Origin of the sequence: Legionella sp. PC997, from assembly GCF_014109825.1 — a bacterium.
GTDB lineage: Bacteria > Pseudomonadota > Gammaproteobacteria > Legionellales > Legionellaceae > Legionella.
In genome coordinates this window covers 500,726-517,807 of sequence record NZ_CP059576.1, presented here as the reverse complement: position 1 = coordinate 517,807, position 17,082 = coordinate 500,726, and the positions used below count along the sequence as shown (strand labels likewise).

Below are 17,082 nucleotides of genomic sequence, written 5' to 3'. Positions count from 1 at the left end.
TATAATCATTAATATAGTAATATTGCACAGGATTTGTCTAATATACAATAAGTAATGCTTTCGACTCATAGTCTCTTCGATGGAAAACGTTTCTGATTTTTATGGGTGTAGCGGGAGTTTATTTTCTTGAATTAACTTTAAGGCCGCATTGACCACCTCTGTATCATAAAGAACACCCCTGCCCCGTTTAATTTCTGCTATTGCAGCTTCTATGCCTAATGCAGGTCTGTAGGGTCTATGCGAGGTCATCGCTTCCAAGACATCTGCTACAGAAATCACTAAGGTTTCGGGCAAAATTTCTGACCCTTTTAATCCTCGAGGATAACCGCTACCATCAAGTCGTTCGTGATGTTGTAAGATCACCTCAGCAACCGGTTCTTTAAACGGAACATCTTTTAAAATATCATAACCCGCTTGGGGATGCACCTTCATGAGTTCCATCTCTGCCCCAGTAAGCCTGGTGGGTTTGGAAAGAATTTCTGCGGGTATTGAAATTTTACCTATATCATGTACCAATCCCATAAGCTCCAGCGAGGAGCACCGTTCAGATGACCATCCCAATTCCTCCCCTATGGCTTTGGCAATTAATCCAACTTGACGTTCATGACCTGCTGTATAGGGATCACGAAGTTCGACCATCTTGGAAACCGCAAGAAACGTCCCTTTTATTGCAGATTCTAACTCAGTTACGTATCGTTCGATTTGCACTTTTGCATGTTGAATTTCGGTAACATCATCTACTATGGAAAGAAATTCGAAATGTCCCTTCCAGGAAATAACTGTCGTATCAATCCTTAAAACTAAGTAGGCGCCATCACTTTTTCTTTTTAAAGGGAGGTTGTAGGCAATACTGGATTCGCCGCGATCTAATCGACGCCAATACTTGAGAGCTAATTTTTTAATGCTTTCATCCTCTATTAAATCCAGCAACCCCAGGGATAATAACTCTTCTTCTTTGCGACCAACCAGTTCACAAAAGCGTGGATTTACATACAGGAATCGTTTTTTACTACGTATATATACTCCCACATGGGCTTGTTCAATAAATGCCCGGAAGTGTTCTTCGCTTTCTTTAAATCGTTTTTCGGCTTCTGTCGCTTTTTGTTCCGATTGAAATCGTGTAAGTGCGTTCTGCAATAACGTTGCTACCGAATCTAAAAGCGTTGATTCCTCCGGTAGAAAAAAAAGAGTTTTAGATATTAGCGGTTGCGATCGATACGCTATATTTATTTTTACTGTAGACTGATTCCCAGTTTGAAACTCTTTTTCCAATTGATAAGGTAGTTTTTGCGCTTTTGAGTCTGAACTAAACTCGCCCCAGTCACTTTTTATTGTGGCAACCATATACTTTGGAAATTGAAACGCATCAGGCAGTACATTGACAATTTGAGTAAATAATTCATCAATATTCAAGTCTCTAAGTGCTATCAAATTGGCAATGGTATAAAGACAACGAATTTCTTTAATCCGTTCACCCAAGTTATAAGTTAATTTAGTGTGTTCTTTTTCAAGAGCCTTACGCAAAGAAATATTTCTTACGATTTGTACCCAAGAATTAGGAAAAAAATCAGAATTAATCGAGCACATACTACATTCTACCCATTCATCCTTTTTAGTCTCAATTTCAACAGTAAACTGACGTTTTTGAGCAGACAGCTGAGAGCACACTGGACATTGCTCTGGTTCTATAGATTTATTATGAAAAAGGCTATGGGAAGATAAGCCCACTAATTCTTCCGGTTTTTTATGAGTGAGTTCTCCAGCAGCACTGTTCGCTTGGCTGATTGTACCTTCAGACTGAACAATAAACGTAGGATCGGGAATGTTATCGTAAGTCGTTGCAGCTCGTGCCATCATTGCAAAAGGATGACGTAACGTTTGTACAACCAACGCAATATAGATAAACCAATATGAGAATATTCTTAACACATGACCCACTATATTCTCTATACCAAACACATTTTTATAACTCGATAAAGATAAATCGGAACCAATCATCGAAATAAGGCTTAAGCTCATATAAAACAACAACTCTTTTGAAAGCATTGCCTTCTCATACCACAGCAAGATAAGGGTCATGCAGAGAATGAGGATAACGCCCCATTCGCAATAGAGTTTGAACCAAGTCACTCCATAATTATTGATATAGGTCGTGGGAAAATAACCCGAGAAGATGGAAGATAAAATTGCCAGCGTTATAAAAAAGAAAAAAAGATTCACTACCCAAATTTTCAGAGTATGCCTAAGGAAATAAATAGCACACAGAAAAGATAAAGCTTGGAGGATGCGCGCAGAAACCCAAAGTTGAGTACTTAAATTACCACCGCCCTGCGGTAATAAGTTCATTCCTTGATAAGCTAAAATATGAGCAATGTCGATACTGGCACACCAACCTGCTGCTAAAGAAATAAAAACCACAAACTGATTTTTAGTGAATTGATTCGTGGTCGCCGCTACTGTCATTGCGGTCAATGCAATACATACCGAAACAAATTCAGTTAATACATGAAAAACCAGAAAACTCGTTTTATATTCGATTAAGATGCAGATTAGGGATAGAAATACAGGAGGGAAAAAAACACGCCAAGAAGGTGAGCGCTCGGCGATATAAGCAGAATAGTGTCCCTTATCGATAAGCATCCATCGCCCCCTTAATATACTTCTGCTGTGCCTCACAAAACTAAATGGAATGAACCAACATAAAAAATGTTACTCATTAATTATAGTTGAATAAAGCCATCCGGTGGTTTGTTAAAACCTGAGTGCAACATAGAATCACACAAGCCTCATTTTTTCCATTTTCACGATAATGAATAAAAAAAATACAAATTCTTCATATTTCCTTAATCATTGACTGTTAAAATTGTTCTAATTTTATCCAATCTTAATATTGATGAGGTTTTTATGAACGAGAAAATAGAAAACGCCCCCCTTAAAGCAAAGAAAAAAAGTGTGTCCTGGAATGATGGCCAAATTGAAGGAAAAATAGGTGAAAGCTTCCTCAAAGTGGATACCAGTGCATCCCCAACCAAAGAAGTTTTAGAAGCAGAAATCGCTGAATTGATGAAAAAAGGGTTTTCAGAGGTGGAAGCATCATCTATGGTGGGAAAGGCGCAAACACCTAGCGGAGCAGTGATTATAACCGATCCAATTTTTTATGATTCAAAAGATCAAATCGCCGAGCGGAAGTTCTCAAATAAACAATCTAATCCGAAACACGTGAATGCTGCAAAGACTACCTCTTCAGGAAGTGAATCATCAAATCGATATAGCTTCTTCACCCCAACGGTTATTGGCGTGGGTATGGCTATAGCATTTGCGGCAACAATAGGATTCGCAAGCAATAAATAAACTAGATAAACCTGAATAAACTAATGGTATCGATTAGAGTCAATGGACCATTTATCCTACCCCCTAGTACTGCAACTTATTCGCGGTACTAGGGGGTGGAATTTTCAAAATAGCTTATTTTATTTATTGGGGTTAACTGTTTATCTCATTAGGGGTTAAAGTAACCATTATTTAAATCTGATTCAAAATCATAGGGCCAATTAGTTCGGTATAAGCCATATTTCTTTTGTATAAAATCTTTTTCAATCGTGATCCACACTTGGGTACTCACTATTTGATTCGGATCATAACTTGACCCATTCTTTATTGTTATTTTAAATTCCTGAGTAGAAAACCCATTTCGAAGTAAAATACTTTGAAAATCTTTTGTTATTACCTCTTCTCCGTTATGCATTTGTTAATTCCTTAACAGATCTTTTAAATAATTATAGTACGACAAAACAACCGATAGGTTCTTTTACCTATTGCTCATTAAATTCAATTATCCAAAATTTTTGGGATGAATTTATAGGTTCAGGTACAGGTGCTACTACTATGGTTTGCACCATGGGGGGATTAAATGGTCCATCTGCGGTTGCCCATTGATATGTTATTCTAAATTTCCAAGAACTCTTGCTTTGAGCTATTTTTTTTATCTCATAAGAAGTAATCCATGGACTGGATACCCCAGATACCCAATAGGGCCAACGATCGTTAAATTTGTTTTTTAATTGTTCCGAAAACAGCATAAATTGGACCGCAGCATTCCTCTCTTTATTGGCTTTTGCAAACAAAGTTGCCACTTCATCCAGTTTTTGGGGAGCCAAAGCCTTTTCCAACATTGAAATTCGCGCCGCATCGGATTGGGATTGGGAAACTTGTTCCGTCATGCTGCTGGCTGAAACTGAAAATAAAATCATTAAACCGCTTATAAGGGATTTTTTTGAAGCATTCATAGTTCTCTCTTCGATAGGGGGATTTATTACTTATAGGTCAATTTAACGTGGGTGTCATTAGATGAAGCTTTACTAAAACTCAAAATCTAACTTTTGTCGGCGTGTTTTTTAAAAAGCTCTATTAAGAGTTTTGCTGATGGCCCCATTTCTTGAGGTTGGTGGTGCACCAAATAAACAGGATAGGTTCTGATATTATTTTCTTCCATTTTCAAAGGGAGAATAGGTATGTTTCGACCCTCAACCATTTTCTGCGGCAACCAGGCAAACCCTATTCCATGTGCCACACATTGGATTTTCATTTCCAAAGTACTTACTTTCCAATGAAATTCAGAACCTAACCACCCTTCATTACGTTTTTTATTTACACCAGAATCCTGGGCAATGAGGTAACGTTCCTCATAAAGATCCTCGAGGGTGAGTCGTTTTTGATGCAAAGGGCTGTCTTGATGAGCATATGGAATAAAATGAACATCCATCAATTTATTGCCCGTATAACCTTCCGGAATTTTTGAAATAATAGCAAGCTCCGCACCGCCACTAATTAATTGATCGCTAGGACCTGATAATAACCCATGCGTAATACTCAATTTGGTGTGTTGATTTTGCTGGGAAAATTCTTGCAATACAGCCATCAATAAAGGGAGTGGAAAAATTTCATCAATAGCCAGGCGAATCGATTTTTCAAAAACTGATTTTAAATTAACAGCTGCATTCGCTACATTTTTTGCAGCTCTGGTAATTTGGCGCGATAATTTTAGAATTTCAATGCCTTGTTCCGTCAAGACGGCCTTACGCCCTTCAATCTGGAGTAATTTTAACCCCAGCATGTCTTGAAGTTTTGCAATAGTATAGCTGATATTCGATTGACTTTTATGCAGTTTCATTGCTGCTTTAGCAAAGCTTCCTTCGTCGATCACTGTATGAAATACACGCCATTGTTCAAGAGTTACTTTGGTCATCGTGTGCCAACCTGAATCCATCTAAAAATTAGATATATTTAGCCAAAATTATGCGCTTTTTTAATTTAAATAGCCATTTATAATCAATTTGTTTGATTAATAAGGAGCATAAATGAAAAAAATAATGTTATCACTCATATCCAGTGGTTTGTTGTTTCACTCAGTTTCTGGAATTGCAGGAGCTCTACAGGAAACGAACAAACACATTGTCACCCAATTTTATCAAAAGGCCTTGAATGAAAAGGACTTTGATGCTGCGCAAAATTACTTGGGTGCTTGGTACATTCAACATAATCCTATCGCTCAAGATGGGATTGAGGGTTTAAAGAATTACATTGATTATCTGAAAAGTACTTATCCACAATCACATAGTGAAATTAAACGAATTTTCGCAGAAGGAGATTATGTGATTGTCCATGTCCATTCCATCTTAGAACCGGGAACGCGGGGACGAGCCATTGTTGACATTTTTCGACTGGAACACAATAAAATTTATGAGCACTGGGATGTTATTCAACCTATTCCTGCTGAGTCAGCGAATAGTAATGGGATGTTTTAGGGAAATTAGGGCTACTCTTACATAAGAAAGGTTCGGAAGACTAGATCGGTACGACTGGATCCGGTTGACCACCTGCTGGTTTATTTTGGGGGGATTACCACATTATCCCCCAGGTTTGTGGTTACCCCGCCTTTTGCTGTTCCATGATTGATACCATTGTGCAAACTGCTCCGCGGGCATTGCTTTGCTGATAGCAAAGCCTTGACCTAAATGACAACCAAGGTTTATCAGGTGGTTTATGTGTTCCTGTGTCTCTACGCCTTCAGCAATGACCATGACGTTTATTGCTTTTGCAATATCAAGTATTGCTCTTAATATTTTAGTATCCCTTTCACTTATTAAAGTATTTCTAATAAACTCAGTATCTATTTTCATATAGCGAAATGGTAAATTGACTAAATAATTCAGCGATGAATATTTGGTGCCAAAATCATCCAGTGAAAATTCTATACCAATCTTATTACATTTTTTTATAATGCCTGAGGTTAATTCAAATTTATTGATAATACTAGATTCCAAAATTTCTAATTCAAGTCGACTGTATATATTTTTAGGATAAAGTTTTACAATGTTCATTAATTTTTCAAAAAAATTTTCTTGTTCGAGTTGCCGCGCACTGATGTTGATACTGATTGTTAGCTGATCATCAATGTGTGTCCATAATCGTATTTGCTCAAGTGCTTCCTTTAGGGTGAACTCTAAAAGTGTAAAAGAAAACGCATCATTAGTTATTTGAGGTAAAAACTGATTTGGAAGTAAGAGCCCTTTTTTAGGGTGCTCCCAACGAATCAAACCCTCTAATCCTAATATTTTACCTGTTTTCATGTTCACTTTAGGCTGGTAATAAAGTTTTAATTCATTATTTTTAATTGAAGATTTAATTGCGTTAATTAATCTTTCTTGTTTTCTAATTTCTAAATCAAGCGCCACATCATATAAAGAATATTTATTTTTCCCAGTCATCTTAGATTTATACATAGCCTGATCCGCTTGAGAAAGCAAACCAGACGGGCCGATGGCTATTTTTTGCGGATAAAAACAAATCCCAGCGCTAATAGTGATAAATATTTTATGTGAATCTATAATGATTGGCTTCTTTAAATTTTCATAGATCTTATCCATCACAGGTTTGAAATCATAAGGATGACTCAGTCCCTCCAATAATAACACAAACTCATCACCTCCGATTCTCGCCAAGGTGTCCGTTTCGCGTATTAGATTTTTGACTCGTTGTGCAGTTTCTATTAATAGATTATCCCCCGTTTTGTGACTATACAAATCATTAACTGACTTAAAATCATCAATATCAAAAAATACAAGCGCTATGTAATTATTTAAACGCCGTGTTTTTAACATTGCAGTTTCTAATTGCTCTAATAATGATTTTCTGTTTGCTAAATTTGTCAAGCTATCATGGTAAGCGAGATGAAGTAATTGTTTTTTTTGTTCCTCTTGTTGTGTAATATCATAAAAAACGCCAACATAATTTACTAAATCGCCATCAACATTTTTTACTTCTGATATCGCCAGCAATTGCGGATATAGTTCATTATTTTTTTTCTTATTCCATATCTCACCATACCAATATCCTTGGCTTTTTAAATGTGCCCACATTTTTTTATAAAATCCAACGCCTTGAATATTCGATTTTAAAATATTGGGTTTTTTGCCGAGGACTTCTTCTTTTTTATATTGAGTAATATTAGTAAATTCTGCATTGACATCAATGATATTCAGATCAGGATCTGTAACAACAATGCCTTCTTTTGCAAAATGAAAAACATTCGCTAATAGATGTAATTTTTTTTCAACATTCTCTCTTTCAGTAATATCATGTAACGTAGCAACCCAAGCTGGATTATGTTTCCAGATAGTCTTTTTCATATATACTTCCGCATATATTATTTGGTTATTAACATCTAGAATCTCTATTTTAGTTGGTTTTTCTAGTTCAATTGGATAACTAAAATCACTGCCAATAAGATCAACACTTCCTTTATTGAATAAAATACAGGATGCGTGATTGGCATAAAGAATTTTACCCGACAAATCTAAAACAAGAATCGCCTCTGACAAAGCGTCAACAAACGTTTCCCAGTAATTATCTTTTTTTAGTTCCTCAGATTTCACTGATATTTAATCCCACAAGTACTTTTTCTCGATCAGACAAATCACCAATTATTCTGCGAATTGGCTCAGGTAAATCCTTTATTAATAACGGTGTTGCTATAATTTTTTCAGACTCGGCTAATTGTGGATGCTCTAATAAATTAATGACTTCCGCTTCATACCTACCCTTAAGTTCAGGTAACGCACAAATTTCCTGGAGATTTTTAACTGCTTTTTTAGCTGTAGATGTGTAACCGATAATATAAAGTTTTAACTTATACTTAGCCATTATCACTTTCTCCATTTTTTATTTTCTAAATTGATTGACTCTGTCAATTGAATTTCCATTTCAATTTTTTGTTTTTTTTCTAGCAAGTTAAATATAACTAATGAGCGTTCAATGTTTTCAGGTGCTTTATCTTTTTGATCTTTCTGTATCAAATCGATTTGTTTATTAATTGATTCTAATTGAGTTGCCAATGATTCTTTCTTTTTCTTGTCTATAGCTTGTTTTTCTTTTTTTCTTGATCCAAAAATCATGCCTCCATCCCCGAAATAAGGGTCCTCAATGACAATACCGTTACTCGTAACATGAAACTCTTTCATTTGATTTGAGGTTGCATTTCCTCGAGATTTCACTATCTGCAATGCTCGATTAAACTCACCATTGGATTCAATCAGACCTAATTTGATCCATGAATCTACTAAGCTGGAAGCAGGGATAAGATCTTGGTACCCTAAATACTCATGGACAAATTGATTAAAAATAAAGGTGATATTTTTGCATTTTGCATAAGATATCAGACGAATTAATATTGATTTAACTTCAAAACTATCACCAATATCTAGAAATGATGTGATGGGGTCCACAATTAATATATGTGGTTTTATCTCTTCAATAAGGGTGATAATGTTAATGAGGTGTTCCTCTAAACCCATCTCTATTGTGCGAAGAGAATGGATACTTATCATATTGTTTGCGACGGGATCATTAAGATTGATACCTGCTGATTTAACATTTCTTATAAAATTAATGGGAGACTCTTCAAAAGAAACATAAAGCACTCTTTTTTGTTGCTTGGCTGCAGATGCTGCCAATGTAGCTGCCAGAAGTGATTTTGCAGTACCCGATGATCCACTAATCATAATCGAGGATGATTCTAAATAACCTTGACCGCCAAACATTTTATCCAAAACTGGAATTCCGGTGGAAATATAAGATAGATTTTCTTGTTCGGTAAGACTAGTGTCCGTAATAGGTAAAATTGAAACGCCTGTTTCGGTTAACAAAAAGGGGTATTGATTTGTCCCGTGAGCTGAACTTCGCATTTTAACTATTCTTAAAATGCGGGTCATTAATTTTTTACAAATCACTTGTTCAAGTAAAATAACGCAATCGGCTGCATATTCTTCAAAATAACTGTCTTCTCCACTTGCAGCCGTAACCAATAAGGTAATTCGATGCTCTTTACACCATGTAAAAATATTTAATAAATCAATTTGATAATTGGGTGTTTCTAAACCAATCAGTAGATTTTGGAGTGAATCGATGATGAGCACAGGGTCTTCCCCTGATAAGCTGGATTGAATTCGCATAAGAATGGCATCTAATTCAAAACCACCGGTCACAGTATCAGTTAGGTTGGGGCGAAAATCAAGAACAGCCAGTTTCTTATTTTTATTTGCGTCACTTCCTGATAATCCATATTGATCCATGTTTTTTAGGATGAGTTCAGGCGGTTCCTCACAAGTAAGGTAGGTGACGTGCCGATTATTGAGAATATTGCTATACGCAAAAAAAAGGCAAAACACGGTCTTACCACACCCGGGTCCACCTTTTAAGAGAGTGGGTCTTTCCTTTGGATAACCACCTTTGAGAATATTATCAAGACCAACGATCCCTGTGGATACTTTCTCCATTGTTCAAATCCTTTTAATTAATCTTATTTAGTATTATTGCATTGGGGTCATGCACAAGCAAATTAGGGGTAAACCAGCCAACAAATTGCATACGCACAGTGAAAAAACTGCATGCAAAAGATCGCCTGTTTCATCTTGTAATGCTTCCGATGAACGCAAATGTTCGTTACAGATCTGAGCAATGCTGCGCTTGAAATGACGATTCAATGAATGGAGTATTTTCCTTAAAATTTAGGTTCTATTTGACCACCCACAAAACCATTCGATACACTTATTATGGATTACAAAATTATGGATTATTTATGTTAAAACCATTTACATCACAAATTCATCCCCCTACTTCCTTTAATGGACCCGCATTCTGGTTTATCTTTCATGGCGAAGACATCCTTTTACAGAACCACACTATCCCCAAATTGTTCAATCTTGACGATCTTCATCTCCTTATTGAACGCCAAATTTATCTTGGAATCTATGACAACACCCCGTGTTTTGCTGTACAGATTCAGAAACGCCCTGAGATACTTCCCAAAGATGCTAGGTTCCAACATATCCGGCAAGCACATGAACTTCTAGGCGACGAAGATCTTTTTTTACTTGTTTCCAAAGCCAAGCAACTCTTGTATTGGGATAAAAGCACTCAGTTTTGTGGGTATTGTGGTCATCCAACTCAATACAGTACAAAAGAACGAGCTAAAATATGTTCTGAATGTCACTCATTAATTTTTCCTCAAATTGCCCCTGCTATGTTGGTCTTAATTTGGCGAGATAATGAGCTTTTACTTGCGCGATCACCTCATTTTATGCCTGGAGTTTACAGTCTGCTGGCGGGCTTTGTGGAACCTGGAGAAACGCTTGAACAGACGGTTATGCGCGAAGTAAAAGAAGAGGTGGGATTAACCATAAAAAATTTGTATTATTTTTCCTCTCAACCCTGGCCATTTCAAAGTAATTTAATGTTAGGGTTCATTGCCGAATATGACAGCGGTGAAATTCAAATCGATGCAACTGAAATTGAAGATGCTCAATGGTTTTCTATAAAAAAACTCCCACAACTCCCCAAACCTATCAGCCTTTCACGTCAAATGATTGATAAATATTTGGCAACGCAATCTCGCTAATGTCTACAAAATCCACCAAAAGATATATAATTACCCAACCCATCAATTAGAAATACGATCTGCGCATTAAACTCAGATTAGGATTTGCATGAAAACCCAAACTGAAATCCTCAGTGATCTCGACTTATTATATGAAAAAAATCCTTTACCCACGATTGAATCTTCGGTTGAGCCAAATGGCGGGGTCCTGAACCTTGATAAAGCTCTGGCGGATAATTCAGAATGCTGGGATGCGATTGTTATAAATTCTGCTCAACTCGAAAAGAAATCCATCATTCTTAAATCCAGCTTGAGCGAAACCACCGAAAATATTTATCTGAAACAATGCATTATAAAAAAGTTAGTCGATGATCATTTTTCTGTGTATTTTCCTACTCAAGAAGATTTAAAAAAAATAGAAGATGTAGAGGAAGTTGATACCATCCATCTGAAATATTGCGAGATGGATCCCTCCCAAGAAATCGCTGAGATAAAAAAATTAAATCTCATTGGTGATCGGGTAACTTTTTTAGATACTGTTGAATTTGATGCGTTTTGTAACAAAGTTTTAACTTCCCCTGATGCATTTTTTAATTTCATCAATTCATTAACGCTGTATTTACCCAATCTATTCAGCGATCTAATTGACACCGAAGTAGTTCGAAAAGATTTAGTAGGTGCACTACAATGGTCCTTTGATACTCCTTTAGACATGGATATAGACTGGCGTCGAAAGTACATCCATTTTGAAAAAGCGATCGAATGTGAACCCCAGACAAAACCAATTCCTCAATTTTTACAATCCAGCATGTCGTCCCCTACACTCCTCCCTGAACCCGACAAACTTTATTTCGCTTATTTATTAAAAAATCGTCCTGACATACTCAAAAAAATAATTCATATTTCATTGACAAACAGCATCGTATCCCTCCCTTCTTTTCTCAATAAACGAGAAGGTCTACTCTCCTTGGCATTGGAAAATTGTGAATTAGAGTCATTGAATGACTTTGAGGATGAAGAAAATGAAAATCCACTTTTAACTACTTCATTAAGATTTTTATTAGCACAAGAGATTAATTTTTCTTCTAAACGTCTCGCATCGTTATTAAATAATTCACCAAATTTATTGTCGCTTTGTCTCGTCGACGGAACCATTACCAAGGCTCCATCTCTCTCTTTGCTCTCTAAAAAAATGGCCAATTTAAAAACGCTTTCATTAAACAGTGTAAAAACATCGACACATCAAATAAATGCATTAATTAATGCAACACCCAACTTAAGAGAATTGGCTCTCGCCAACCTATTCTTATCTTGGGAAGATTCGTTGAACCTGAAAGCCCCGCTCATCCACTTAAAAGATCTTTCCATTAGCTCCAGTTTTATTTTTGATGATGTCTATATTCTTGTAAACTCTGCTCCAAACCTCGAAACTTTGTTTATTTATTCATTTGATTGGACAGAATATAGTGAACCGCTCATCCAACCTGATAAGCCACTAAAATCTTTAAAAAAAGTTATCCTCGGCCAAGGAAAAATGGCTCCCGCGCAACTTTATAGCCTATTAACCAATGCACCCAATTTAACCTATCTTGAATTATCATCCTGCTATCTTGATTTTGAATCGATTTCTATAGCACCGAACTCATTACCCAATTTAAAAAAACTGATTACCCGAGGAACTCATATTTCCTCCGATCAATTACTGTATTTTTTCCTGGCTGCAAGAAATTTAAATGAAATTGAAATGGATAATCCCGATGATCTTCTTACTTTACTAAATGCATTGGAACCCGCTTCGCTTTCGTCATTAAGGCACATCACTTTTTCTTTAAATGCTTTGAGCTTTTCGCAATTAAATCAATTAATCAAAGTTGCACCTAACGTCAAATCAATATCGTTCCCAACGCCACGAAACAAAGAGGATTTAGTTGCGATACAATGGGTACAACACAGTTACCCCCAAATTGAAATCAACTTATTTGAACCTCACTTGAAACAAATACCACAATATGGATATACAGAGGATTCTTTATCTCTTGATGGAAATATAGGCGAAACGGAGCATATTCCATCCTTGCCTGCACGTACGATTTTCAAAACGAAAACGGGTCCGAGCCCTCATGTTTCAAGTTATCATCTTAATACTTTCTTTTGGTCCCCTTTCAGTAAAAACTTTAAACCCTACATTCCTTTAGAAAAAAATCTAGAGGCTGTTCCTGAAGCTTTAAAATGCACTACCCACCAGTTAGAAGATGAATTTAATCAATCCGAAACGTCAAAAAAACTCGTTTATGGGCAAATCACTTTTGAAAAGCCTCTAATTAATCAATGGCTGCAATTACCTGCCTTAAGCACTTGCGATAAATTGCTCAACTATGCTGCAGAACATCCAGATTTTGAATTAAAAAGATGTAAGAATTCCGGTTATTATTTCATAAAATTTAAGAGGGAGCTTGAATCATGTCTGGTCAATTACATCATTGAACCAGGAAATAACGTTGACTTTACTCTTCAAAACAAGGCACCTAAAGAACATTTAGAATGGATCTCCAAATTATCTTTTGATGTCACAGGTGCCTTGATTAACAACAATGAATATCAAAAGTTATTGAATCTTGATGAGACGCAGCGTATTCAAGCTCTGGCCGAATATTGTCGTTTTGAAGAAGAATCCGCTACAGCGGATATAAAAGGGAATGCAATTTACGTATTGAATTCTTTAATCAAACAACGTGCAGGAGTGTGCAGACATCGAGCTCAACTCTTTTCTGCTTTGGCATTTGCATTGCAAATTGATGCCAGCCTTAAAGAGAACGATGTCCACCAATTCGTTCTCGTTCGACACAAGGATGCGCATTTTACTTTGGATTTAGGGGGAGGTGTTGCTCACTTGATTGATCTTCCCATGCCGCCACTAAAAAAAAGAAAGGATGAAAAGACCACTGAAGATAAAAAAACCAAAAAAACGGTTAGCCCTTTAAAACCCGATAACCGCTTTCAAACCTGGAATAACGTACCGCTCCAAGCCCTAAATGCCGGTGAGCTTATAAAAAAACTTACTTCCAAGAATTGGTATGCAAAGCAGTGGCTTATTTTTAAAGACAACCACGGAATAGAGGCGCTTCATCAAGCATCCACAGAATACAAAAACACTTTTTTCTCACGTGACTTAGATTCTATGGTCCTCCGTAATTTGCGAGTGGAACACAGCCTGGACCAGCAGGTAGATAGCCCTATAAGTCAGTTTTTAAAAAATGCCACTTTAAATCCAAATGAATCCTATACCTGGTTTATAAACTGGTCTGATCCTAAAGCCCGCCATGTCAGTTTAAATAGTATCATCGACAAGGAAAATCCAAATCTGGGTAATCTCCCTATTCCCCCTAATGTGCATGTGGTGGTGGGAATGGATGAGCGATCTGCATTTAAAATGGGAGATGACTTTTATTCACGTTTCAATGCCATCAGCCAAGCACCTGACATACCTCCTATCGAATTACCAGCGATTAAGCTGAACCAACCTGTAGGGGATGACGACGTCCTATTTCCTTCTCCCTTAAACTGGGAATCTATTTTTCTAGGAAGACATACCTTTAATGAAGGAACTTTAGGTGTTTTTCCCGGTGCGCTGATGAAAGCCGCCAAAAATAAAACTTCTAAATTAACTGTGCATAATGCGCCATTTGAAGATCCTAAGTTTCGCTTTTTGATCACAGAATTAATGGCAACAAACCGTTTTTTCTTTAATGGTGAATGGCATGAATTGCCTAAAGACTTTCACTTAGAATTTGCCCAACCTGACTTGAGTACTTATCCCGACGTGATTAAACCTATCGCTGGAAAAAAACGAATTGTTAATCAAACAACACTTCCTTTATTTTCCAATCAATACAAAATCACCGAGAATCATACACTTAAACCACTTCCTGGATTTTTTGCTTTAGACCAACAACTCGAACTACTAGTGACGGATAACTTAACTGAAATTCAGTGGTTCAGCCTTTTGAGGGAAGCTCAAAAAGCACAATGCACCCTAAATATTAAGACAACACCTAATGTGTTTGTTCCAGAACCATTAAAAAAATCAATCATTCCCATTGATGGGTTAGGCCAGAGTAATCAACTCATTATTACAAATGATTTAGATGATGCGGAAGAACACTATAAACCTGTAGATGCTATCACGATCAATATTGATCCAAAAACCAATTTTAACAGTTTGTTTTTCCACGTTTCTTTAAAAAACAAATTATTTAAGGGTGAAGAAACTGAATTACTTAAAGCCATTAAATCAGGTAAGGCTGTAGTCCTCAAAGGCCAATTTTCAACAACTTTGGCTCAACAATTACAAACTCTCTTTATCAATCCTCCTACTCTTTGGGTCAATGGAGAGGCCGTTTCGGCTCAAAACATCACATTAATAAGTGACAATCCAGCCCCTTTCAAGGCCATCCATAAAACCGTTCACCATTATAAGCCTGAAAAAGACTTCGCTCGGTTACATCCAGAATTGGCAGAACTATTAAAAAAAACCTATCAGCAACTCAAATTAACGCCATGCCATAGCCATTTCATAGATGTACCCACCAACACCACACAGCATTCGCAATGGCTTGATGGTTTAATTAGAAAACTGAAATGGAGCGCAGGAATTCTTCCGGAAAGTGCAGAACCAACAACCCCTGAAATGGTGCTGGACTATCTGGATCATCATCCATTGGTATTTTTAACCAGTAAAACCGGCACGGGAAAAAGTTATTTCGTCCAAAAAATCTTGCCCAAGTATGGGAAGGAACATCAAAAGCCCATTATCATCTACCATGAATTGGCAGCGATAAAAAATTGGCTTGAACACAAAGGTGAAAGTCAACCTATATTATTCATTGATGAGGCCAATCTGAGTCAGGAGCATTACGCTTTGTTTGAAGCACTTGCCCGCGGCGATAAAGAGTTTTGGTATGAAGGCACCTGTTATCCATTAAAAAATCATAAAATCATTTTTGCGGGAAATCCTACCCATTACGAGGGGCGTTTTGAACCTAATTTAATTAAACGATACCCAAACTACTTGCCTTTCGAAGGACAACCGCTAAAAAAAATATTAACGCCGCTCCTTGAATCCAATGAGGATCCGAAGGGCTTATTAAAACTCATTGAAGCTTACTATACCAAAGCACAAGATGCCGGACTTAACATCACGCCTCGTAATGCTCAGATGATGTGTTTGCGCTATTTTATTTTAAAAGAGAACTCACAAACCAAATTGATGACGGATGATTTTTTGATCCGATACGCCATTTTAAGTGAAATCAAAACATTAAGTCTGGATAAAAAGCTGAGCCTACCTCTTCGCTATGACATAAAACAAGGAACAACGTGGAGCGAGGAGAAGAGGAAACTCAAAACTGCATTGCAACAATTTCATCCAAAAACTGTCGACAAAAAATTCATCTGGACAGATTCACGAAAAAAAATTGCTTTGAGTATCGAAATGCTGTTGCTTATTCGAGAAAAGAAAATAAAAGGGGTATGGGATCAAGAACTGGGCATTAATGGGATTATTCTTGAAGCAGAACCCGGCCTGGGCAAAAGTCAATTAGTTCATACATTACTTAAAGCAAAGGGAATTGAATACATAACCATTTTTCCCACTAATCCTCAAGAAGTTCAAGCAAAACTTTTAGATGCATTTCATAAGGGTCAGGTTGTTTGTATTGAAGAATTTAATACTCAAATTCATGAACAATTACTAAATGCCCTACTTTCAGGCTATGATCTTGAAGGCAATCCGCCTAAAAAACCAGGTTTTTGTCTTATTGGAACCCAAAATCCAACCACTTTTCACGGTAGACTGCCTTTATCTAAAGCGCTCGACAATCGACTCATTCTTACTGAATTAATTCACTATAACTTTGATGAATTTATCAAAATTCTGACCGAAAAATTTAAATTACTGATCGATGAAGCACAAAATATCGCTACGGAATATTTTGAAGCTCGTACTTATGCACAAAGCCAAAGCTTATTTCCACCTCCAAACCCTCGGAATGTAATGAATGTAGCTGAGGAGGAACAAAAAAGACAAGAGATATTGGTTTACTAAGAATAAGTGGATCCCGGTTATATTTGGGTGAAACATAGTGAAACTC

Annotated in this window: 11 protein-coding genes; 4 read left to right on the top strand and 7 right to left on the bottom strand. The window is 36.7% G+C overall.

What is annotated here, in order from left to right:
* Positions 1-99: 99 nt before the first annotated feature.
* The gene (locus HBNCFIEN_RS02210; RefSeq protein ID WP_182392522.1) at positions 100-2,640 is read right to left on the bottom strand and encodes an MASE3 domain-containing protein; all 2,541 of its coding nucleotides are present in this window, start codon (positions 2,638-2,640) and stop codon (positions 100-102) included.
* A 264-nt stretch (positions 2,641-2,904) separates the two neighbouring features.
* On the opposite strand from HBNCFIEN_RS02210, the gene HBNCFIEN_RS02205 reads away from it, so the two are divergent.
* Positions 2,905-3,351, top strand: coding sequence for a hypothetical protein (locus HBNCFIEN_RS02205; RefSeq protein ID WP_182392521.1), 447 nt, complete (start codon positions 2,905-2,907; stop codon positions 3,349-3,351).
* Between the two features lie 148 nt (positions 3,352-3,499).
* On the opposite strand, the gene HBNCFIEN_RS02200 is transcribed toward HBNCFIEN_RS02205, so the two are convergent.
* The 3 genes from HBNCFIEN_RS02200 to HBNCFIEN_RS02190 form a co-directional block, all read right to left on the bottom strand.
* Positions 3,500-3,745, bottom strand: a complete 246-nt coding sequence (locus tag HBNCFIEN_RS02200) for a hypothetical protein (RefSeq protein ID WP_182392520.1) — start codon at positions 3,743-3,745, stop codon at positions 3,500-3,502.
* A gap of 67 nt (positions 3,746-3,812) precedes the next feature.
* The gene (locus HBNCFIEN_RS02195; protein ID WP_182392519.1) at positions 3,813-4,286 is read right to left on the bottom strand and encodes a hypothetical protein; all 474 of its coding nucleotides are present in this window, start codon (positions 4,284-4,286) and stop codon (positions 3,813-3,815) included.
* An 86-nt stretch (positions 4,287-4,372) separates the two neighbouring features.
* Positions 4,373-5,245: a LysR family transcriptional regulator gene (locus tag HBNCFIEN_RS02190; RefSeq protein ID WP_182392518.1), complete on the bottom strand. Its 873-nt coding sequence runs from the start codon at positions 5,243-5,245 to the stop codon at positions 4,373-4,375.
* A 112-nt stretch (positions 5,246-5,357) separates the two neighbouring features.
* Between HBNCFIEN_RS02190 and HBNCFIEN_RS02185 the strand changes: the two genes are divergently transcribed.
* Positions 5,358-5,804: a nuclear transport factor 2 family protein gene (locus HBNCFIEN_RS02185; RefSeq protein ID WP_182392517.1), complete on the top strand. Its 447-nt coding sequence runs from the start codon at positions 5,358-5,360 to the stop codon at positions 5,802-5,804.
* Between the two features lie 102 nt (positions 5,805-5,906).
* Here the strand turns inward: HBNCFIEN_RS02185 and HBNCFIEN_RS02180 are convergent, their stop codons facing one another.
* From HBNCFIEN_RS02180 to kaiC, 3 genes are read right to left on the bottom strand one after another with little or no spacing between them, the layout of a single operon-like run.
* On the bottom strand, positions 5,907-7,934 hold the full coding sequence (locus tag HBNCFIEN_RS02180) for a bifunctional diguanylate cyclase/phosphodiesterase (protein WP_182392516.1): 2,028 nt from the start codon (positions 7,932-7,934) through the stop codon (positions 5,907-5,909).
* A complete protein-coding gene (locus tag HBNCFIEN_RS02175) occupies positions 7,924-8,202 on the bottom strand; it encodes a circadian clock KaiB family protein (protein WP_220471002.1) in 279 nt (92 codons plus the stop codon). Before HBNCFIEN_RS02175 ends, HBNCFIEN_RS02180 begins: the two co-directional genes overlap by 11 nt.
* Positions 8,203-8,204: 2 nt before the next feature.
* The gene (kaiC, locus tag HBNCFIEN_RS02170; protein ID WP_182392515.1) at positions 8,205-9,833 is read right to left on the bottom strand and encodes a circadian clock protein KaiC; all 1,629 of its coding nucleotides are present in this window, start codon (positions 9,831-9,833) and stop codon (positions 8,205-8,207) included.
* Between the two features lie 302 nt (positions 9,834-10,135).
* On the opposite strand from kaiC, the gene nudC reads away from it, so the two are divergent.
* A complete protein-coding gene (gene nudC / locus HBNCFIEN_RS02165; RefSeq protein ID WP_182392514.1) occupies positions 10,136-10,954 on the top strand; it encodes an NAD(+) diphosphatase in 819 nt (272 codons plus the stop codon).
* Positions 10,955-11,042: 88 nt separating this feature from the next.
* On the top strand, positions 11,043-17,036 hold the full coding sequence (locus HBNCFIEN_RS02160; protein WP_182392513.1) for a hypothetical protein: 5,994 nt from the start codon (positions 11,043-11,045) through the stop codon (positions 17,034-17,036).
* Positions 17,037-17,082 lie beyond the last annotated feature (46 nt).